At 44.2% G+C, this 21,447-nt stretch carries 18 protein-coding genes; 8 read left to right on the forward strand and 10 right to left on the reverse strand.

Features of this window, described 5'->3' with window-relative positions:
- Nucleotides 1–79 precede the first annotated feature (79 nt).
- Genes mtaB through H4K34_RS16020 form a run of 3 tightly spaced genes read left to right on the forward strand, consistent with a single transcriptional unit; the run spans nucleotide 80 to nucleotide 2,512 of the window.
- Complete coding sequence (mtaB, locus tag H4K34_RS16010) at nucleotides 80–1,414, forward strand: tRNA (N(6)-L-threonylcarbamoyladenosine(37)-C(2))-methylthiotransferase MtaB (protein ID WP_407644574.1); 1,335 nt, start codon at nucleotides 80–82, stop codon at nucleotides 1,412–1,414.
- Nucleotides 1,414–1,722 (forward strand): hypothetical protein, encoded by a 309-nt coding sequence (locus H4K34_RS16015; RefSeq protein WP_210758397.1) that lies wholly within the window; start codon nucleotides 1,414–1,416, stop codon nucleotides 1,720–1,722. Before mtaB ends, H4K34_RS16015 begins: the two co-directional genes overlap by 1 nt.
- Complete coding sequence (locus H4K34_RS16020) at nucleotides 1,712–2,512, forward strand: inositol monophosphatase family protein (RefSeq protein WP_210758398.1); 801 nt, start codon at nucleotides 1,712–1,714, stop codon at nucleotides 2,510–2,512. Before H4K34_RS16015 ends, H4K34_RS16020 begins: the two co-directional genes overlap by 11 nt.
- Here the strand turns inward: H4K34_RS16020 and H4K34_RS16025 are convergent.
- Genes H4K34_RS16025 through H4K34_RS16055 form a run of 7 tightly spaced genes read right to left on the reverse strand, consistent with a single transcriptional unit; the run spans nucleotide 2,509 to nucleotide 8,486 of the window.
- Nucleotides 2,509–3,003: an ABC transporter ATPase gene (locus H4K34_RS16025; RefSeq protein WP_210758399.1), complete on the reverse strand. Its 495-nt coding sequence runs from the start codon at nucleotides 3,001–3,003 to the stop codon at nucleotides 2,509–2,511. The two genes, H4K34_RS16020 and H4K34_RS16025, sit on opposite strands and share 4 nt — an antisense overlap.
- A gap of 9 nt (nucleotides 3,004–3,012) precedes the next feature.
- Nucleotides 3,013–3,804: a (Fe-S)-binding protein gene (locus H4K34_RS16030; RefSeq protein ID WP_210758400.1), complete on the reverse strand. Its 792-nt coding sequence runs from the start codon at nucleotides 3,802–3,804 to the stop codon at nucleotides 3,013–3,015.
- Nucleotides 3,804–4,427, reverse strand: coding sequence for a hypothetical protein (locus H4K34_RS16035; RefSeq protein ID WP_210758401.1), 624 nt, complete (start codon nucleotides 4,425–4,427; stop codon nucleotides 3,804–3,806). Before H4K34_RS16035 ends, H4K34_RS16030 begins: the two co-directional genes overlap by 1 nt.
- Nucleotides 4,417–4,851, reverse strand: a complete 435-nt coding sequence (locus tag H4K34_RS16040; protein ID WP_210758402.1) for an LNS2 domain-containing protein — start codon at nucleotides 4,849–4,851, stop codon at nucleotides 4,417–4,419. The genes H4K34_RS16035 and H4K34_RS16040 overlap by 11 nt, the downstream gene beginning before the upstream one ends.
- Before the next feature lie 9 nt (nucleotides 4,852–4,860).
- Nucleotides 4,861–6,177 (reverse strand): 4Fe-4S dicluster domain-containing protein, encoded by a 1,317-nt coding sequence (locus H4K34_RS16045; protein WP_210758403.1) that lies wholly within the window; start codon nucleotides 6,175–6,177, stop codon nucleotides 4,861–4,863.
- 21 nt (nucleotides 6,178–6,198) lie between these two features.
- The gene (locus tag H4K34_RS16050) at nucleotides 6,199–7,212 is read right to left on the reverse strand and encodes an MlaD family protein (RefSeq protein WP_210758404.1); all 1,014 of its coding nucleotides are present in this window, start codon (nucleotides 7,210–7,212) and stop codon (nucleotides 6,199–6,201) included.
- 35 nt (nucleotides 7,213–7,247) lie between these two features.
- Nucleotides 7,248–8,486 (reverse strand): N-acetylmuramoyl-L-alanine amidase family protein, encoded by a 1,239-nt coding sequence (locus H4K34_RS16055; RefSeq protein WP_210758405.1) that lies wholly within the window; start codon nucleotides 8,484–8,486, stop codon nucleotides 7,248–7,250.
- A gap of 135 nt (nucleotides 8,487–8,621) precedes the next feature.
- On the opposite strand from H4K34_RS16055, the gene H4K34_RS16060 reads away from it, so the two are divergent.
- Nucleotides 8,622–11,189: a putative LPS assembly protein LptD gene (locus H4K34_RS16060; protein WP_210758406.1), complete on the forward strand. Its 2,568-nt coding sequence runs from the start codon at nucleotides 8,622–8,624 to the stop codon at nucleotides 11,187–11,189.
- An 8-nt stretch (nucleotides 11,190–11,197) separates the two neighbouring features.
- Here the strand turns inward: H4K34_RS16060 and H4K34_RS16065 are convergent, their stop codons facing one another.
- The gene (locus H4K34_RS16065; protein ID WP_210758407.1) at nucleotides 11,198–11,740 is read right to left on the reverse strand and encodes a cysteine dioxygenase; all 543 of its coding nucleotides are present in this window, start codon (nucleotides 11,738–11,740) and stop codon (nucleotides 11,198–11,200) included.
- Between the two features lie 161 nt (nucleotides 11,741–11,901).
- On the opposite strand from H4K34_RS16065, the gene H4K34_RS16070 reads away from it, so the two are divergent.
- Both H4K34_RS16070 and H4K34_RS16075 read left to right on the forward strand, forming a co-directional pair.
- Entirely contained in the window at nucleotides 11,902–13,275 is a 1,374-nt protein-coding gene (locus tag H4K34_RS16070; protein WP_210758408.1) for a pyridoxal phosphate-dependent decarboxylase family protein, read from the forward strand.
- 3 nt (nucleotides 13,276–13,278) lie between these two features.
- Nucleotides 13,279–14,790, forward strand: a complete 1,512-nt coding sequence (locus H4K34_RS16075; protein WP_210758409.1) for a sodium/proline symporter — start codon at nucleotides 13,279–13,281, stop codon at nucleotides 14,788–14,790.
- Here H4K34_RS16075 and H4K34_RS16080 read toward each other — a convergent pair.
- On the reverse strand, nucleotides 14,787–15,632 hold the full coding sequence (locus H4K34_RS16080) for a hypothetical protein (protein WP_210758410.1): 846 nt from the start codon (nucleotides 15,630–15,632) through the stop codon (nucleotides 14,787–14,789). The genes H4K34_RS16075 and H4K34_RS16080 overlap by 4 nt on opposite strands.
- Nucleotides 15,625–16,698, reverse strand: a complete 1,074-nt coding sequence (locus H4K34_RS16085; RefSeq protein WP_210758411.1) for a coiled-coil domain-containing protein — start codon at nucleotides 16,696–16,698, stop codon at nucleotides 15,625–15,627. The genes H4K34_RS16080 and H4K34_RS16085 overlap by 8 nt, the downstream gene beginning before the upstream one ends.
- A 191-nt stretch (nucleotides 16,699–16,889) precedes the next feature.
- On the opposite strand from H4K34_RS16085, the gene H4K34_RS16090 reads away from it, so the two are divergent.
- Both H4K34_RS16090 and H4K34_RS16095 read left to right on the forward strand, forming a co-directional pair.
- Nucleotides 16,890–19,067: a peptidylprolyl isomerase gene (locus H4K34_RS16090; RefSeq protein ID WP_210758412.1), complete on the forward strand. Its 2,178-nt coding sequence runs from the start codon at nucleotides 16,890–16,892 to the stop codon at nucleotides 19,065–19,067.
- Between the two features lie 93 nt (nucleotides 19,068–19,160).
- Nucleotides 19,161–21,386: a S46 family peptidase gene (locus H4K34_RS16095; RefSeq protein WP_210758413.1), complete on the forward strand. Its 2,226-nt coding sequence runs from the start codon at nucleotides 19,161–19,163 to the stop codon at nucleotides 21,384–21,386.
- Nucleotides 21,387–21,447 lie beyond the last annotated feature (61 nt).

Raw genomic sequence — 21,447 nt, forward strand, 5'->3', positions numbered from 1 at the left:
CGGTGGCTATTCAATAGAAATCCCCAATATCTTCTCCGCCCATCCATCGCCCCAATTCCCTTACCTTTGCCGCATGGAAATGAATGGGAAAAAGGTGGCCTTCCACACCTTAGGATGTAAACTGAATTTTTCAGAAACGGCAACCATCGCCCGCGATTTTAAAGATCAGGGTTTTGCCCAGGTAGATTTTGAGCAAGCGGCTGATGTTTACGTAATTAACACCTGCTCGGTAACCCATAATGCCGATAAGGAATGTAAGCTTTGGATACGCAAGGCCAAGGAGGCCAATCCTGATAGTTTGGTGGTAATTGTAGGTTGCTATGCCCAATTACAGCCCGAAGAAATTGCGGCCATGGAAGGAGTTGATCTAGTTTTAGGGGCTACTGAAAAATTCAAGATCACCGATTACCTCGATGGTCTCACCCAAAGTGATAAGGGGGAGGTGCACTCCTGCGAAATCAATGAGGCCGATTTCTATGTAGGCGCCTATTCCATTGGCGATCGTACCCGTGCCTTCTTAAAGGTTCAAGATGGCTGCGATTATAAATGTACCTATTGTACCATTCCGCTGGCTCGCGGTATTTCCCGTTCTGATATCCTGGATAATGTGTTGGCCAATGCCCGCATGATTGTGGAGGAAGGAGCTAAGGAAATCGTTTTAACCGGGGTTAATATTGGCGACTATGGTAAAGGGGAGTTTGGCAATAAACGCCATGAGCATACCTTTTTAGAATTAGTGCAAGCCCTGGATGAGGTGGAAGGCATCGACCGTTTCCGGATTTCATCCATTGAGCCTAATCTCCTAAAAAATGAGACCATCGAATTTGTAGCACAGTCCAAGCGATTTGTGCCGCATTTCCATATTCCACTACAAAGTGGAAGCAATAAGATTCTCAAGAAAATGAAGCGTCGCTACCTCCGCGAACTCTATGCAGAGCGGGTAGCGAAAATCCGGGAAGTTATTCCTCATTGTGCCATCGGCGTTGACGTAATATGTGGCTTCCCAGGCGAAACGGAGGAAGACTTTATGGAAACCTATAACTTCCTTAAAGATCTTGATATTAGTTACTTGCATGTCTTCACCTACAGTCAGCGTCCTAATACGGAAGCCGACGAAATGGAAGCGCAAGTACCTTATGGCGAGCGAAAAAAGCGCTCTAAAATGTTACGTGTTCTAAGCGCTAAAAAGCGTCGTTCCTTCTACGAATCGCAATTAGGAACCCAGCGAGAAGTGCTTTTTGAGGATAATTTTAAAGAGGGATACATCACTGGTTTTACCGAAAATTATGTGAAAGTAAAAACCACCTGGAATCCCGAACTCATTAATCAGAAAGCCAAAATCAGCTTAAAAGATATTGATGAAGATGGCCTGGTTCGTTTTGACTACCTCGATAATGTGCCTATCTTAGTCTAATGTTCGCAAGCCTTATCCAATACCGCCTTAATCCGATTTTTAAAGCCGATTTTTTCCGCTATTGGAAAGAGCATCGTCAGTATTTAATGGATCTTAAGGTCTTGGAATATGCAGTTTTACATCGCGAAACGCCAATTGCCTATCTAAGCTATGCGCATTGGTCGGATCGCAAGGAATTCGAAAATCATATCATCGACCCCCAAGGTCCTACCTGGACATTTCAGCAAAAGATCGAAGAATGCTGCAATGATGTACGGGTTTTACACCGAATGGATATTATCAAAGATTCTCCCCTCTATGAATCCTAATTGGAAGCAGCTCCTACAAGAAGCCGCTGATCTTTGCCGGGAAACCGGTCAATTTATCGCCTCACAACGTCGCCAAGTAAGTGGCAATCAAGTAGAAGTTAAGTCCTTAAACAGCTTGGTTTCCTATGTAGATCAGGAAGCGGAACGTCGCCTCGTGGAAGGCCTTTCCAAAATATACCCTGAAGCAGGTTTTATTACTGAGGAAGAAACGGTAGCCCAAGAACGCAAGGAGTGGAATTGGATTATCGATCCCTTGGATGGTACCACCAATTTCTTATTCGATCTTCCCATCTTCGCGGTAAGCGTAGCCTTATATCAAGGCGATCGTCCGCAATTAGGAATCGTCTACGAAGTAGGTCAGGATGAGATGTTCACCGCTGCTGCAGGATTGGGAGCCTGGTGTAATGATCGACCGATTAAGGTTTCCGACGAAAGTGAGTTCAGCAAAACTCTCTTAGCTACCGGCTTCCCATATTATGATTTTGATCGTCTGGAGCCTTTCAATAAGCTTTTAGCGCATTGTTATACTCATACCCGTGGGGTACGCCGCTTAGGCTCAGCTGCTACCGATTTGGCCTATGTCGCAGCCGGTCGTTTTAATGGCTATTTCGAATACGGACTTAGTCCCTGGGATGTGGCAGCCGGAATCCTCTTAGTGCAAGAGGCAGGAGGGAAGGTAACTAACTTCAGCGCTGGTCCGGATGCGGTATTCAGCGGCGAAATTGTAGCTTCCGCGGATGCGATCTTTAATGAATTTCAGGGCCTGGTAGCCGAGTATATGCTTCCCTAAGCGATTGGAAGCCAGTCTTTATGCCAGCTATTGCTGATAATGGTTTCCCATTTCTTTTCCATCTCACCTTTGGTGGCCACCAAGTTATTGAAGACCACTGTATTCTGATCTAAATCTCCATTTTCCAAAGCGGCACGGAAATCCATCATATGCATGGTTTCAATCATGGAGTTATGGTCGCGGAAGGCAATCTGAGTGCGATCTAATAGAGAGATATTTAATTCGCGCTCCAGATTTTGCATATGCTGCACCAGCTTGTCAATGCTGCAACCGGTCGCTTGATAAGAAGCTTCATCCAGGCTCACCACGATAAAACGATCGTAAATGATGGTAAAACTGGCATTTAGGGGATGACCGTGGGCCTTCCAATCATCGAGAAAATTCATGAGGCGGGCGGTAATGCGCTCCACCTTTTCAAACTCCAAGAATTCCGTACTCTGGTAAATCCAAATACGGGCATCCTCATTCATTTCGTCAAATGCTGAATACATAGTCTTCGTTTAGAGGTCTTCGGCGCTAGCGATTAATTCGGCAAGGTCTAATACGGGTAAGTCGCCTTCGCGGGAACTGTGCTTCACTCCGTCGGTCATCATGGTATTACAAAAGGGGCAACCGGCCGCAATAATATCGGGCTTGGTTTCCAGGGCTTCCTCAGTACGCTCGATATTGATGTCTTTATTACCCGCTTCGGGCTCCTTAAACATCTGGGCACCACCGGCACCACAGCATAAAGCATTGCTTTTACAACGACGCATTTCCACCAGCTCGGCATCCAGTTTTTGGATAAGCTCACGCGGAGCTTCGTATACCCCATTGGCCCGACCTAAATAACAAGGATCGTGGAAGGTGATTTTCTTGCCTTTGTATTGGCCTCCTTCAATAGTGAGGCGACCATCCTTTAAAAGCTGATTGATAAATTGGCTATGATGTAATACTTCGTATTTACCACCCAATTCAGGATATTCATTGGCCAGGGTATTGAAGCAATGCGGGCAAGTAGTAACAATCTTCTTTACCTCATAAGCATTTAAGACCTCAATATTCTGCATGGCTTGCATCATAAATACAAACTCATTCCCAGCTCTTTTAGCGGGATCTCCGGTGCAGGACTCTTCGGTACCTAAAACACCGAATTCAACGCCGGATTTATGTAAAATCTTAACAAAAGCCTTGGTTATTTTCTTAGCACGGTCGTCGAAACTACCGGCGCATCCCACCCAAAATAATACTTCGGGGAGTTTATCGCTGGCGGCCAACTCGGCCATGGTGGGGACTACTAATTGTTCTTCCATTAGTCAATCAATTCATAAAGTTTACCACTTTGGGTTCTAAAGCCCACTAAGCCTTTGCTTAGGTTAAAGTAGTACATCCTATTTTCGGTGGGATCTTGCACAGTAGGACCAAAAACCTCCGTAAAGGTTTTGGAAATTAAGCTTAAAGAGTCCGCATAAAAGACATTAGCAGAATTCAGATAGAGACTATCATTGCGATAGCTGAACTGAATTTGATCTGCTAAAACACTGCTGGAATCTTGCAGTTCCAGGCTTAAAATATCAGAATAGCCGCGGGCATCACTGGCCGTAGATTGGAGGTAAAAGCGATAGGTGAAATAAATTTCAGGATCGCTATTATAGAGTTGATAGGTTCGCTTTTCCGCTTCAATACGATCGGTACCTCCGAAGGATCCCAAATTGGTGGAGCCTTCAAAGTTTTCGAATTCCTGCAAGTTCTTAATCAGATTGAGGGAGGTAGTATCGCCCTCATCATTAGCAAAGCGCTTACTGTACTTCTTGGCGGGTTTTAAAGAAAGAAAGGCATTATTGAGCACCAGGCTTTGACTCGATTCGGTTTCACAGGCAGTGGCCGAAATCAAGATACCCAGTATCCAAACGTATATGCCCAGCCTATTTTTCAAAAACCTGAATCTTTACTTCGCGTTCAACTAAATCGGTGAATTTACCCTTATAGCGAGTGGCTTTTACCAGGTGATTGTCAATCCAATGGTAGTTACCTCCACGAGGTTTTCCCATCAACATACCATGGTATTTAAAGCCTTTTTCGTTGAGCCATTTTTCGGTTACTTCTCGGTGTTCCTCTGTTCTGGAGGTAAAGAAGTAAATAATATGCCCCTGATCGTACCAGCGGTTTAAGGTTTCTAAAGCATCCGGATAATGATTGGCAGTGGCCATTCGCTCTGGCTCCTCATTGGGGATATCATCGCATACGGTGCCATCGATATCAATGAGGTAGTTTTTGATCCCCTTGGGTAATTGGGGACTTAACTTTTTCCCATCGACCTCCAGTTCCTCTAATTCTACATTCTCTTTGGTCTTGGACATATCTCTATTTTATTCGTTGATCCAATTGGCACGATCTGCCTGTGCATAGGCCCAGGGCGCCGCATTGTTCTCAATATTGGTCATCATGGTGTTGAGCGCAGGATTGGCAGCAGATTCTTCCATCACCAAATAGCGACGCATTTCAACAATGATTGACATAGGGTCGATGTTTACCGGACAGGCCTCAGCACAAGCATTACAAGTGGTGCAGGCCCAAATTTCTTCGCGGCTGATATAATCGTCGAGCAGGCTTTTGCCATCCTCCTCAAATTTTCCTTTGGCATCTACAATGGCACTCACTTCTTCTAAGCGATCGCGAGTATCCATCATAATTTTACGAGGCGATAATTTTTTCCCAGTTTGATTGGCGGGACAGGATGAAGTACAACGGCCACACTCTGTACAAGAGTAGGCATTCATCAATTGTACGCGGTGCAGGTCCAAAACATCTTTGGCTCCAAATCGTGAAGGTTCTTCGGCAGCATCACCTTCTGCAGGAGCGGCAAAAGGATCTGCATTAGGGTCCATCATTAATTCCACCTCCTTCTTCACGCTTTCCATATTCGTGAACTGTCCGGCAGGCTCTAATTTGCTGTGCCAAACATTAGGAAAAGCCATAATAATGTGGAAGTGCTTAGAATAGGGGAGGTAATTTAAAAAGGCCAAAATACCCAGGATGTGGAACCACCAGGCAAAGCGCTCAATGGCATGCAAGGTTCCTTGATCCATACCACTAAAAATGGGCGCCAATTGGGAGCTTACTATCCATCCATCCACACCATTACCTTCAATATTGGCCTCTGCGGCACCTAAAAGTAGGAGGGCAGTCATTAATACCAATTCAATGTAAAGGATATTATTCCCGTCTCTTTTGGCCCAGCCTTTTAATTCTTTAAAGCGATCTACCTTCTGAACATTTCTTCTCCACAGGAAAATCAAACAGGCGATAATCACCATTACCGCCAGGATTTCGAAGAAGTGAATAGCGGCATCATATACCGGTCCTAAAAAGGGACGAAACATGCGATGACTACCTAAAATGCCATCCAGTAAAATTTCAGCTACTTCGATATTAATCAGCAAGAAACCGGCATATACAATAACGTGAAAGAAGCCGGCAACAACCTTGCGCTTTACCATTTTACTTTGGCCCAGTGCTACTCGCGTCATCAGCGCCCAACGCTCATTAGGGCGATCATTGCGCAGCACGGCTTTGCCCAGATTGATATTACGCCAAACCTTCCCGAAATTTTTAGCGAAAAAATAGGCTGCTAGGCCCAATGCTACCAGAAAGAGGATGTTTTGGATGCCGAAATGTAGTTCCATATACCTTAAATTTTACAGTCCCTATTTAGACGAATCCTCGCTTTGCTCGCGCTTGGCTTTGGCCTCTTCTTCTTTGGCCAGGATTTCCTCCTCACTGTATTCATCACTTCTGCCAAAAAGCGAAAAATGAACATAGCGCTTGGGATTGTATTTCAGATCGAGTAATACCAAATTAAGCTGTTCGGTAACCTTAACCAAATTGGCGTAGAGCTCCGGATCATTAACTAGGGCACCAGCGCTACCGCTACCGGCGTCAATCTTGGTCATAACGGCATTGGCCCGCAACAGGGTGCTATCCAAATTTTCTACGGTGCGCTTAAAGTTTACATGCGCTAGGCTATCACTCAAGGATGCTAAGTTGGTGAAAATCGCATCCAAATTGGCGCGGTTTTCTTCTACGGTAGAGGTAATTTTACTCAGATCATCTACCGAGCTTACGATATCTTCTTCACTGCGTTTTACCGCGCGGTTTAAGCCTTCTACAACCTCTTGTAATTTACCAAAGGTGCTGCGGAAATTATCACGAGTTTCTTCATTCAAAAAAGCGGAAGCCAGCACCATTACGGTATCTATGGAGCCAATGAGTTTTTCCGCCTTCTCCTTAATCGGGCGTACCTGCTCATTTACTTCATCCGCTAAGCTCAATTGAACTTTAGACTCCAAGGTGTCGCCGGCAACCAGGGCATTAGGGCTTTTACCCAGAATTAATTCGATCGAACGATTACCTAATAGATCGGAGGAGATGAGCGCCACGCTATTATCCGGAATCGGGAAGTCGGTAGTGATATTCATCGCTACCATTAAAGTGCCCGAGCCATTGGGGTGGAAATAAATTTTATCCACCTGACCTACTTTTAGCCCGTTTATAGTTACCGGACGAGCAGGGGAAAGACCGTCAACAGTCTTATACTCAGCGTAAATGATGGATCTTGAACTAAAAAGGTCCTGACCTTTTAAGAATTCGATACCCCAGTATAATGAGGCGAGAGCGGCTAAGGTGATTAGCCCTACTTTAAATTCGCGAGATAACTTCAAGAAGAAAGCTTTTTAAGCCCACAAAGATTAAAAATTTAGCGCAGCTTTTTACGGGCTTCGGTGGCACTAATTTTCCTGCCATTGTCTAAGCCTATCACAAAGGCCCCTTTAAAGCCTAGGGCTTGCATACGTTTGGCTGTAGCCTGAGCTTCATTAAAATTATCCGTTAGCCCGGTATAATATTTAAAGAGTCCACTCTCTTCAATTTGACCAATGCCATTTTGCCCTTTAAAAATGGGGTCTCCCGCTTTTTTAGCACTGCTCAAGGTGAGTATTTGCACCGCAAATTTTACGCCTTGAGTATTGAGCTTTTCCTCTTCCTTCTTAATCGTTTGGGCATGAGGTTCCACCTTTAAAGGTTCTTGGGCTTTGGGCTTAATATCCTCTTTGGGCTTGTTTTTATCAGAATCAGTACTGGTTTTTTCTTCCTTAGGCTTTTCGCCGGATGCGCCTTCACTGGCACCTTGGTTGGCAATAGCATCGGCAATCAATAAATCTTGTTTCTCCTTGAAATCGCGAATCGCACGGAAAATAGCAGAAGCCATATAAGATTGTCCACGTTCTGAGTTCAAGAAATCTTCTTCAGCAGGATTGGTTAAAAAGCCCAATTCAATCAATACAGCTGGCATGGCGGTACGACTGGTTACATATAAAGGTTGTTGTTTAACCCCGCGATCCTTGCGTTGTACGCGTTCCCGAAATTGATATTGAACCGCACTGGCAAATTCTACACTTTCATTTAAATAGGTTTGCTGCATCAGGTTCAAACCGATATAAGACATTGGGTTCTTGGGATCAAAGCCTTCGTAGCGTTGCTCGTAGTTTTCTTCCAAAAGGATGGCGGAGTTCTCAATAATCGCAATCCGGTTTTCATCATCATGATTTTTCCCTAAAACGATTGTTGTACATCCGTTTACAGAGCTTTTGGTAAAAGAGTCACAATGAATACTGATAAAGAGATCACCCTTGGCTTCATTGGCGATTTCCGCCCTTTTCTCCAGAGTAACTGAGGTATTGCTGGTACGAGTGTAAACCACTTTAACGTCGGGTAAATTCTCTCGAATGTACTCTCCTAATTTGAGCGTAACTGCCAGAGTAATATCTCTTTCTACCGTTTTATAGCGTTTGGTTCCCAGGTTTCCGGGGTCCCGGCCTCCGTGCCCGGCATCTAGTACAATTGTGCGTATCCCGCCTAAGTCCTGTTGTGCATAGGCTGGAGCCCAAAAACAGGATAGAAAGAATAAAGCGAGGAATAGCGTCGTTCTAGAGTTCAATGGCGCGAATTTTGATTAGTTTTGGCCTCAATTTGCGGCAGCATATTTAATAGCAAATTTACCTTCATATTGCGTCCTTCGGCCCTTAAGATTATCATTTTATTAACGTGTCTTGTTGGCATTTCTGATGCGGCAATGGCTCAGAAAGACACGTCGGCTCGAGCTCGTTCGGCAGCGGAGGATACTTTTGCTATTCCCGATCCAGTTCCCATCAAGCCGGGTGATCCCAACAAAAAGAAGTCTGTTTTAGACTATGACATTGTTTACGATGCCGTGGATAGTATTCCTTCATCTCCCGACAATAGTATTATTGAGCTCTACAATCAGGCCATTATAGAGTACGGTTCCATGAAGATTGAAGCGGGCTATATCCGCATCGAATTTGAAAAGGCCGAGATTTATGCTTCAGGCCTGCCAGACTCCACCGGGAAGATGACGCAGAAGCCCATTTTTGTAGAGGCGGGTAAAACCTATCGCGCCGATGAAATGCGCTATAATTTCGAAACCGGAAAGGCACGTATTAATAAAGTTATCACGCAAGAAGGTGAAGGATTTTTACATGGCGAAAAGGTGAAAAAGACCGGAGGCGCTGCCTTTTTCGTGAAGAATGCTGCTTATACCACCTGTAGTCATGAGCATCCTCATTTCCGTATCCGAACGCCCAAAGCCAAGGTTATACCTGGAGAAAAGGTAGTTACGCAGTTCGCGTTTCTCGAACTTTTTGATATCCCTACTCCCTTAATGTTGCCCTTTGGCTTTTTCCCTACTACCGATAAGCGTAAGTCAGGGATTATCATTCCTACCTATGGTTCATCTCAATACCGCGGTTACTTTTTAAAGAATGGTGGTTTCTATTGGGCGGCCAGCGATTACTTCGATTTAAGTGCTACCGGTGATGTGTACACCAAAGGTGGTTTCGGCTTGCAAGGGCAAAGTAATTATAAGGTGCGCTATAAGTTTAATGGTAACTTCAATGTTCGCTATAACTTATTAAAGTATGGTCGGGAGGAATTTGAATCGGTAGTGCCCGGGGCTTATGATAATCGTTCCGACTTCTCAGTTACTTGGAGTCACCGTCAGGATGCCAAAGCCAATCCTTATTATAATTTCAGTGCCAACGTAAATATCGCCACCACCCAGTTTTATCAGATTACCAGTATCAATCCCGATCAGGTATTACAAAACCGATTGAACTCCAGTGTTTCTTTCTCCCGTCGTTGGGCCGGAAAACCCTATAACTTAAACGTTACTCTGAACCACTCACAGAACAATCAAACCAAGGATATGACCCTAACTTTGCCACAGGTCAACTTCTCGGTTAACCGGATGTTCCCTTTTAAGAGTGAAGGGGGAATTGTAGGCAAGAAAAAATGGTACGAGGAAATCGGTATTACCTATACTGCCAATGCGAAGAACCAGATTCAAACGCGCATGGACAAGCCTCTGTTTACTGAAACAGTATTCCGCGATTCCAGCCGCATGGGTTTACAGCACAGCATACCTATTTCGGCCAATTACAAGGTCTTTAAGTTCTTCGTATTTAACCCATCCATCAATTTTACCGAGCGTTGGTATCCAAACAAACTTGAATATGGTTTTGATCCTGAATTAAATCGGGTAGTGGTTACGGATACTCTGAATGGCTTTTTCGCCAACCGCGACTTTAATGCCAATGCCAACCTCTCCACCAAGCTTTATGGTTTATGGCGTTACCGCGGATTTTTGAAAGCCATCCGACATGTGATGACCCCTACCGTTGGTTTAAGTTATCGCCCGGATTTCAGCACGCCATTCTGGGGTTATTATCAAGAAATTCAAAGTGATACCCTGGGCAATACCACTCTGGTGAATCCCTACAGTCGTGGTGTGTATGGATCAGCAGGGCAGGGCTTAAACGGGGCAATCACCTTCGGTATTCAGAACACTTTGGAAGCCAAGGTTCGCTCTAAAAGCGATTCTACCGGATTGAAGAAAATTAAATTGCTAGAGCGCTTTAGTTTAAATGGAAGCTACAATATGGCGGCTGAGGAATTTAAACTCAGTACCATTCGCATGGCCGCTTCCAGCAGCATGTTTGATCGCTTAATTACCTTGAACTATAATGCTACTCTCGATCCTTATGCCTTTGATGAAGGATTGAATACCCGAGTAAATGAATATGCGATTGGGCAGGGGCAGGGCTTATTCCGCCTCACTTCCCAAAGGTTTACGGCCGGTACCCGCTTAGATGCCAGCAGCTTTAAATCCAAGGATAAGAAAAAGGATAAAAAAGAAGAGGAGGAGCAAAATGATCCCAATCAAGCGGCAGCTTTGGGCATTACTGAGGGGGATATCGATTATTACCGCTTACCGGGCTATGTAGACTTTAATGTGCCCTGGTCTCTCAATTTGAACTATAACCTATCCTATACCAAGAATGGAGCTGCAGATCCCGTGGTGCGTCAGTCTATGGATATTTCTGGGGATATGGATTTAACCCAAGGTTGGAAAGTAGGTTTCCGCACGGGTTATGATTTCGAGGCTCAGGACTTCACCTTTACCTCCTTTAATTTCTACCGCGATTTACACTGTTGGACCATGAGCTGCTCTTGGGTACCATTCGGATTCCAGCAATCTTATATGCTCACCATTCGGGTGAAATCGAGCATCTTGCAAGATCTCAAATTAGAGCGTCGTCGAGGCGTGGGAGATTTCCAGCGTTAAGCCGAAATTTAATCTTCAAGCAAGTCACCCTCGAAACTGGTGTACTGCATTTCTTTGCGAACGAAGCATTCTTCCTCTTCATCATAAACCCTACAAGAGTCAATAGGGCTTACATAGAGGTGTAAGGTCATAGCACGCTCCTCACTTAAATTGTGGAGGCTGTGAAAGCCCATATCATCATTCATATAAGCCACGCGGCCTTCGCGCATCATGGCACGGCGGGTTTCCTTTAGATCATCCTGGTCCTTTTGCTCATCAATGAGTTTAAAGCGACGCTCTTCTAGATCACCTTGAACGGAGTAAACCCAGCATTCCTCGCCATTATGGCAATGGATAGGGGTTTCTTGACCAGGCTCCCAACAGAGAAGGATAAGTTCATAATCATCATTGCGGCTCACGCAATTTCGAGTGTAGGAATCCTCGTCCCAATGGGCAAAGGGCTCCAAGTCATCAGGCCCTAAGGATAGCTTTTTTGTGATATCTATAAACTCGGTTCCAGAACAGTGAGGCAGGACTTCAACCAACTCCTCTATACTACTAATAGCTTGCACTTGACGGTTTTTTGACCACCTCTAAAAATGTGGAAAAACGATGAAAAATGAGGTGATTTTATTCAAGAATGCTCAAAAATAGCTCAATTTTATTCGAAAATGAAGGGTTTTCGCTTAAAAATTAAAAATTACATTTGTCAAGATTTCCTCAAAAACAATCCATGAATCATGATTTAGACCTCTTCCGAAGCATCGTTAATGAACTGATGAATGAGGAGGAGAAGGAGCCGGTACTTCAACCTGAAGCGCCGGAAGCTCTATTTAACAAGCTTAATATTCACCTTTCAGAAGAAGGAATCAGCGACCAGGAATTTGCTCCTTTACTGAAGGATTTGGTGCTGCATACTCCGCGTACCGCTACGCGACGTTTTTTCAATCAATTATTTGGTGGTCGAAATTCCAAAGCCACCCTGGGCGACCTCCTGGCGGTAGTGCTCAATAATAGCATGTATACCTACAAAGTTGGCGGACCGATGGTGGGCGTCGAAAAAGAGGTTTTGAAACAAAGTGCGTCACTCTTAGGCTATCCCGCAGAAGCGGATGGTACCTTGGCTCCCGGTGGTTCCATGACCAATTTTATGGCCATGTTGATGGCTCGCGATAAGGCTCAGGAAAGTATCCGTGCCAATGGGGTAGAAGGATCAAAAATGACCTTGTATACCTCCAAAGAATCCCATTATTCCATTCCTAAGAACGCTGCCTTTATGGGCATTGGCCGCGATCAAATTCGCTATGTAGCGAGTGATGATCACGGTCGGATGCGAATGGATGATTTAAAGAAATTAATAGCTGAAGATCGCCAAGCGGGCTTCCAGCCCTTTTTAGCCATTGCTACCGCTGGAACCACTGTAATGGGTGCTTTTGATCCGATTGAGGAAATGGCGGATATCTGCGAAAAGGAAGGCTTATGGTTTCATATCGACGGGGCTTATTGTGGCAGCGTGATCTTCAGTGATCGCTATCGTCATTTGGTGAAGGGCGCCGATCGAGCGGATAGCTTTAGTTATAATGCCCATAAAATGTTGGGAACTCCATTATCCTGTTCCCTAATTCTGGTGAAAGATAAGCGTTGGCTCTACGAGAGTTTTGCTAATGATGCCGATTATCTCTATCAAACCGATGGGGATGATTACAATTTAGGAAAGACTTCCCTCCAATGTGGTAGGCGTAATGATGCCCTCAAATTCTGGAGCCTCTGGAAATCGGTGGGCACGCGTGGCTTGGCGGAAATTGTGGATCGACAGTTCGAACTAGCTGATCATGCCTTGCAATACGTTAAGAGCAATCCGGATTATACCGTTTACAGTTATGAAAATTCGCTGGGTATCTGCTTTAATTATAAGGATATACCGGCCGATTTGCTTTGTAATCAATTGTATGAAGCCGGAGAATTGATGGTAGGTTACGGTCAGTTCCACGGCAATGAATTTGTTCGTTTGGTTACGGTAAATGCCGGCAATGAAAAAAGCGATATCGACCTCTTCTTCCAGAAAATGGAAGCCTTCGCTGATAAACTAAGCACTTCTAAAGTATAGCCTATGCTCATTAACCTCATAGTACTCGGATTGTATTTCGCCATTCTTTTTGGGATTGGCATTGCGGCATCTCGCCGAATCAAGAATATGGACGATTACTATGCAGGGGGCAAAAGTTTAGGCTATTGGATGGTAGCATTCTCTGCTCGCGCTACGGGTGAATCTGGCTGGTTGCTAATTGGCTTAACGGCCATGGGAGCCTTGGCCGGAGTTTCTGCATATTGGGTAGTAGTAGGAGAGGTGCTGGGTGTTGCCGTTTCCTGGTTTTTCATGGCCAAGCCCTTTAAAAGGCTTACCGATAAATACGATTCTTTAACCGTTCCTGATTTTCTGGAGAGCCATTTCAAAGCCAAGGGCCATACCCTACGGATGGTGGCAGCCCTTTGCCTGGCCAGCTTTGTTGTGATCTATGTAAGCGCCCAGATCGATATCACCGGAAAGGCCTTCGAAACCTTTTTAAATCTGAACTACTTCACTGGTGCCATTATCGGTTTCTTGATTGTAGTGGCCTATATATTCATTGGAGGTTTCTTGGCGGTGGTTTGGTCCGATTTCTTTCAAGGACTCCTGATGTTCGTGGGTTTATTAGCCTTGCCGGTAGTGGCTTACTTTGCTTGGGATCAGCATGCGGAGCTCTTTAGTCGTTTGGAAAACATTGATCCCAATTTGGTAAATATTTGGGGTGGCAATGAAGATCCCTGGATGCAAACCGCCAAAATGCTGGGCTTTGCCTTTATTGGCTTGGGTTTCCTCGGCTCTCCTCAGGTATACGCTCGCTTTATCTCGGTGAAAAACACGGCTGAAATCAATAAAGGACGCTGGGTAGCGATTGTGTTTACGCTGATTAGCGATGCCGCCGCTGTAAGTATTGGATTATTGGCCAGGGCATTGTTTACCGATACAGGCATGGATCCCGAGGCCGCACTAGGAATGAGTGGAGAAGATACCTTGATGGTTCTATTAAAAGATACTTTCCCGGCGGTGATTATTGCTATTTATATCGCTATTATCCTCAGTGCCATCATGTCTACCATCGACTCCTTATTGGTCGTAGCCTCCAGCGCGATTGTTCGGGATCTGTATCAAAAGGTTTTTCATCCAGAGATTGGCAATGATAAGCTTACGCGGATGTCGTCCTACATAACCTTAGCCATGGCCTTATTAGCTTTAGCGGTAGCGATGTTGGTGGCCATTAATGTTCCCGGCAGAACTGTTTTTTGGTTTACGATTTTTGGTTGGTCGGGAATAGCCGCTACTTTCTGTCCGATGATTATCTACGCCCTCTTTTGGAAGAAATTCAATCAGAGCGGGGCTTTGGCTTGTATGATCAGTGGCTTCTTGGCTGTTCCCTTCTTTAAATTCTACGTTCAGGAATTGGATGGCATTGGACCTTATTTTAGGGAACTGGATGTAATGGGACCAGCCTTCGTGGTGTCCTTTATAATAGGAGGGGCCGTCAGTTTAATGATGGCAAAAAAGCATAAGATTGCAGAAATTCCAGAAGAGCAGAATTAGCTCTTACCAACCTTTGGGAAAGATTCAGCTAAAAGGCGGATGCAAAGCTTAGAGTTAAAATCGAAATCACCGGGATGCATTTCAGGCAGCATCATTTTAGCGAATTCCATTACTCGATCTTCCAGCTGATTCATATAATCTTGCTCAGGTTGACCGGTAACAGTGGTGGCTACTGATATCCGTTTAAAGGTGATCAGATAGATCTTATAACCATTGAAGTCAACCCAATCCAAAGCTTGACCTTTACGTAATACGGCATCTTCTACCATACGTCTAATGGTATCCAACATCAGAGAAGTTACTTCCTGATCATCCACCGCATTGTAACGACTGCGCATTCCTAATAGGTTACGGGCGTCATTTTCGAGAACGAAGATATCGCTGATCTGTACTTTGTCTTCGCGCTTTTGTTTCTCTTCTTGTTTGATGGGATCGCTTTCGGGCAAATCCACTTTCTCTCGGTAGAGTTCGGTGGGGTCTTTGAGTTTATTGATGCGCCCAAAGCCCAGTCGATCCCGCCAGGAGCGGAAACGATTATTAAAATGCTCACCGATCATATCGTCGATTACCGGATGCAGAGCAGCTTTAATTCTTTCGGGGTTTTCCTGGATTTCGCTTTCCAGGGTTTTATAGAAAAGATGTCCAAATTCTCTGGGGAAGTCGCGACGGAAGCGCATAAACCAATCCATAAGGATAGGCTCCATATTTTGCTCCAACTTCGCACGAACCTTTATTTCATCTTCTAGGCGTTGCAAGTCACGCTCATAATCGTCTTGCTGAGCGCGCTCTTCACGAAGAAGCAGGTCCTTTAGGATCTCCAGGCTATTGGGTTTCTCACTCATCTAACAATTGACTTAATTGTTTCAAAGTGCCTTTAATGGCTTGCAACTTAGGGTCTTCCTGAGGAGCTTGTTTGGCGGCTAATTGACGTTGGGTCATGTCAAACAAAGCATCCATCTTAGCCTCTAAGCGAATGTTATTCTCGTAAATCTTACGTTCCATATCGCTGGCCAGTTGCTTCACTTGGCTATCGGAAATACCGCTGCCACCAGGATTGTTTTGTAAGAAATTGATGATATCGTTTTCCAGAATATCCTGGATGCTGTTTACGCGGCTTTGTAATTGATTCTGCTGTTTACCAAGCTCTGCCTGCTCTTGTTTCAATTCCACTTGCTTTTGAGCCAAGTGTTCTTGGTTATCCGCTAATTTTTTGCGGCTATTGCTGGCAAAGTCGAAACGTTCATTTACCCGACCGGCTAAACGTTCCACCAAATCTTGAACGCCATCTTCAAATGCATCCTGACGCTGAGTCAGTTTCTGCTCCAATCTCTTGGGGTTCAATGATTTGATTTTAGCTTCGAGGCTGCTCAAACGAGCATCAACCTTAGCTTTATCTTCCGGACGGGCCTCACGATCCAAGCGACTTAATTTCTCTTGGGTAGCTTGCAGCTTATCTTTAAATATCTTGATGTCCTCAGACATGGCATTGATCTGCGCTTTGCTTTCGGCATGCAGAGGGTTGCTGGCCTTGAGGTCTTCTTCCAGGGTATTGATTCGTTCTTCCAATTGATTGCAAATTGCGGGATCGACTAAATTAAAGTCTTTTCTCGCATTCAGCAATTCTTGCATGCCCTTTTGTAATTCTTCACCAATTGGCTGAGAATTATTTCCGCGCTGCTGCATTTCGGTTTTCAGTTTTTGAAGCTCGTTGTTCAGGTCATCAACGGTAGCTACAAGATGGCCGTTAGTAGATTCTACTCTGCGGCTCAATCCCCGGAAACGGTTTTCCAATCGCTCGATCTGATTCCCTACCAGAATCTTTTTGATCGCTTTTAAGCGCTGCTCCTCTTGCGATAGCTGGACAGGCTCTTGCTGATTGATGTCTATTTTAAATTCTCGCGCTTCCATTTTGGCTTCGTTTAGAATGCAGAACAAATGTGGCAAGGACTAATGGAATTCGGGAATCTATTCGATGAACGGTCAAAAAATGCTGTTGATTTGATAATGGATGAAAATCCATTTAAATTGATGGTTTTAAATATAAAGGCTTTTTCAACAACAGTTGTATATTCGCAGCCTTAAAATCCAAACTCAGATAAATGGCGACATTAGAGCGTATCCGTCAACGTTCAGGTTTATTGCTAATTGTAATCGGTCTGGCCATGTTGGCTTTCATTCTTACCGATCTTTTTAGCTCTGGCAATTCTATGTTTCGCAATGATGCGAATAATGTAGGAGAGATTGATGGTAAAAAAGTTGATTACCGGGAATTTACAGCCCGTATCGAAAAGCGTATTGAATTACTGCAAAACCAAAATCCGCAGCAAGCTGCCAATCTTTCTCGTACCGCAGTAGCCAATCAGATTTGGACGGAGTATCAAGAAGAATATTTATTGACGGATAATTTCGAGGATTTGGGTATCGAGGTTACCAGCAAGGAATTGATGGAGCGCATCGTCCAGAATCCTCAAATTCAGCAACAGGAAGGTTTCCGTGACCCAGTTACCGGAAAGTTTTCTCCCGCAAAATTGAAGGAGTATATCGATCAAATTCGTACCAATACAGATGAACAGGCTCAAAAAGCCTTCGAACAGTGGATTGGTTTCGAGGACGGAACACGTGAGCAAATCCTCAAAGACAAGTATTTAAATGCCGTACGTAAAGGTATTTACATGCCTTCTACTTTAGCTGAGTTGGATTATCAACGTCGCAATGAAGCTACCTCAATTCAGTTCTTTGGATTGGAGTATAGCTCAATTGCAGACTCCAATATCAGCGTAAGCGAGTCTGATTTGAAAGCTTATTACAAATCACATAAAGAAGACTTTAAAAGTGATAACAGCCGCGAGATTGCCTTCGTAAACTTCCCGGTTGAAGCTTCCCAAAAAGACCGTAATGTATTACGTGCCGATTTAGAGTCTTACAAACAATCTCAGGTAATCAGCAACCGTGGTAAGACCGATACTTTACCGAGCTTTGCTACTGCCAAAGATGATTCTACTTTCGCGGTAGGTCGTTCGGATCGTCCGGTAAATCCAATTTTCCGCACTAAAAAGGAATTCTCTGCTCCTTTGGATAGCATTCTCTTCAACGAGGAAGTAGGCTTTGTTTACGGTCCTTACGAGCAAAACGGAACTTTTTTTCTTTCCAAGATTTCTAAAATTATTGATAAGCCTGATAGTGTTCAAGCGCGTCATATCTTAATTTCTTATCAGGGAGCCAATCAAGGACGTTCTCAGTCTACTCGTCCTCCAATGGAAGCTAAAAACTTAGCCGATAGCCTTTTGGCCTTGGTAAAAGAAGATTCTACTCAGTTTGGCGCCTTAGCCATGCAGTATAGCGATGATCCTGGTTCAGGTGCAAAAGGTGGTGCATTAGGTTGGTTTAAGCCGGGTCAAATGGTACCAGCTTTTAATGACTACTCTTTCTACCATAAAGTAGGAGATATCGGAATGGTAATTAGCCAATTCGGTTTACACATCATCCATATTCAGGATCAGAAAGGTGCTAATAAGGCTATCAAATTAATCGACATCGTGCGTGAGATTGAGCCTTCTGATGCTACCCGCGATAGTATTTACAACTTAGCTACCGTTTTTGCTGCTAAAGCAAATGACACTAGCGACTTTGCTGCCTTAGCTGCTTCTATGGGCTATGCTGCACGTCCAGCGGCAGGAATTGAGCCTATGCAAGAAAGCATTTTAGGTATCGGTTCTAACCGTGAAATGGTAAAATGGATTCACAATGATGAGACTCCCTTAGGAGCGATTCAGATCTTTAGCCAGGATAACTCTTCTTATGTGGTAACTCAGCTAACTGAGATTCGTCCTGAGGATTACTTGCCATTGGATTTGGTAGAAGATCAAGTGAAAGCCGAAGTAATTAATGAAAAGAAAGCTACCCAATTAAGCGAGCAAATCAGCTCTAAAATGGGAGCCAATATTGATATCGCTTCTTTAGCTACTGCCTTCAGTAAAACAGTTCAAAACCAAAGCATCAACTTTGGAACCGCTACTCTAACTAGCTATGGAACTGAACCAACTGTAATTGGTAGTGCTACTGCAATGGCACCCGGAAGTCTTTCTCAACCTATCGCAGGTGAGCGTGGTGTATACGTGGTTTATGTAAATAGTCGTAATAAGCCTAACGAATTAAACAACTACGATTCAGAGCGTATCCGGGTTGAAACCGAAATGGCCAATGCCGCTGCTACTCGTGTGGTAGAGTCATTGAAAAACGAAGCTGAGATCGTTGACAGTCGTAAAAAGTTCTTCTAAACAGAATTTTCCGCAATAAAATGAAGACCGTTCCTTCTGGGGACGGTCTTTTTTTATGCGCTGCTTCTTAGTTTTGTGCAAAATCAACTTTTAATGAAAAGAGTTCTATTCTTCTTAATAGCCTTAAGCATTGGCGGTTCTCTAACAGCCAAGGAAGGCATGTGGCTTCCTCATCTTATTGCCCAGCTCAATTATTCCGAAATGCAAAGGATGGGCTTGCAGATCAGTGCTGAGGATATTTATTCGGTAAATCAATCTTCTTTAAAAGATGCAGTAGTGCATTTTAATGGCGGTTGTACCGGCGAACTTATTTCCTCTCAAGGACTCTTATTAACCAATCACCACTGTGGCTATAGCCAAATCCAAAGTCATTCTACCTTAGAAGATAATTACCTAAAAGATGGTTTTTGGGCCGCTTCTCGCGAAGAGGAACTTCCCAATAGCGGATTGTATGCTGCCATCATCAAAGAAATTAAGGATGTAAGTAATGATGTCTTAGAAGGAACAACTACCGAGATGGCAGAAGCCGAGCGCGATTCTATTATTCAGTCCAATCGTCAATCGCTATTAGCTAAAATGAAAGAAGCCTATCCAAAACTTGAATTTGAGTTGAAGGATTTCTTCTTTGGCAATCAATATTTATTGATCAGTAAAACCATTTACAATGATGTGCGCTTGGTAGGAGCTCCTCCCAGCAGCGTAGGTAAATATGGTGCGGATACCGATAACTGGGTATGGCCTCGTCATACCGGAGACTTTTCCATCTTCCGTATTTATGCGGATTCTAATAATCAACCGGCCGACTATTCTGCCGATAATGTACCCTTTAAACCTGCTCGTCACCTGAAAGTGAATATTGCTGGTGTTAGAGAAGGCGATTTCACGATGGTTTATGGATTCCCTGGTAGTACCCAACAGTATTTACCAGCCGCAGAAGTTCAGAATACCGTAGAGCATTATAATCCTGCCCGCATTGCCGTGCGCGATAAGATCTTGATGATTCTGGATGAAAAGATGCGTAAAGACGAAGCTACGCGTTTGCGATATGCTAGTAAATATGCTCGTATCAGCAATAGCTGGAAACGTTGGAAGGGGGAAATCCTTGGCATCGAAAGAACCCATGCTATTGAAGCCTTGCGCAAGGAGGAACGTCTATTTGAGCAAACTTGTAAGGCTATTCCTGAATTACAGACTGAGCAACATTTAGTAGCCGAAATGGTAGACCTCTACACCAAACGTCGTCCAATAAACATGGAGCGCTACGCTTATATCGAAGTAGGTTATTTCGGTATTGAAGCCTTCCGCCATGTATTGGGCTATGGCAAATTAGTGTCCTTGGCAGAAGCAGGACGTACGGAGGAACTCAAAGCGGAAGCCGAACGTTTAGCCAAGGCCATGGAAGGCTTTAAGAAGGATTATGATTATGATCTGGACTTAAAAGTGGCCAAGAACATCCTACCCATGTATTTGAAAGCCATTAAAACTGAGCCCGGAGAAGAAGTGCGCGAATTGCAAGGCAAGGATATGAATGAGCAGATAGAGGAGATTGCCGAAATGTTTGAAGATGCGCCTTATTTCGCCAGTGATTTCAGTGAGAAGCTCTTAAAGGATCCCGCCAAAATGGCTAAGAAGATTGCTGATGATGATCTTTATGAATTGAGCTGGGAGATGTATGATCATTATTTCCAGGTATTGAATGCACGGAACCGTGAGTTTGAATTGAAGATTGAAGCCCTGCAAGCTCGTTATGTGCGTGCCTTACAAAGAGCATTTCCCAAAAAGCCTTTTTATCCGGATGCGAACTCCACCTTGCGTGTAGCCTACGGCCAGGTTAAGTCTTACGAAGCGCGTGATGCGGTGATCTACCAATCTCAAACTCATTTAAGCGGAGTAATGGAAAAGTACATTCCGGGGGATTATGAGTTCGACTTGCCGCAAAAGCTTATCGATCTATACGAGAAAAAGGATTATGGTCGCTATGGCAAGGATGGAGAGATGCCAGTTTGCTTTATTGCTACCAACCATACTACTGGTGGTAATTCCGGATCTCCGGTATTAAATGCCCGCGGCGAATTAATCGGATTAAACTTCGATCGCGCCTGGGATGGCGTTATGAGTGATATGTATTTTGATCCTAGCATTTGTCGTAATGTGATGGTGGATTTACGCTATGTACTTTTCATTATCGACAAACTTGGCGGAGCCAGTTATTTAGTAGATGAAATGGATTTGGTGACCGTGCATCCCGATGATCAAAAGGAAGTAAAGGAAGATGCGGTTGAAAGTGAATCAACCGAAACCTTAAAGAAAGCTGGATAAGCTTCTAATAATTTAGCCCCGCCTCGTGCGGGGTTTTTTGTTAATGAGCCTATCTATTTTT

The sequence above is a fragment of the Croceimicrobium hydrocarbonivorans genome (genome assembly GCF_014524565.1).
In the GTDB taxonomy this organism is placed as follows: Bacteria; Bacteroidota; Bacteroidia; order Flavobacteriales; family Schleiferiaceae; genus Croceimicrobium; species Croceimicrobium hydrocarbonivorans.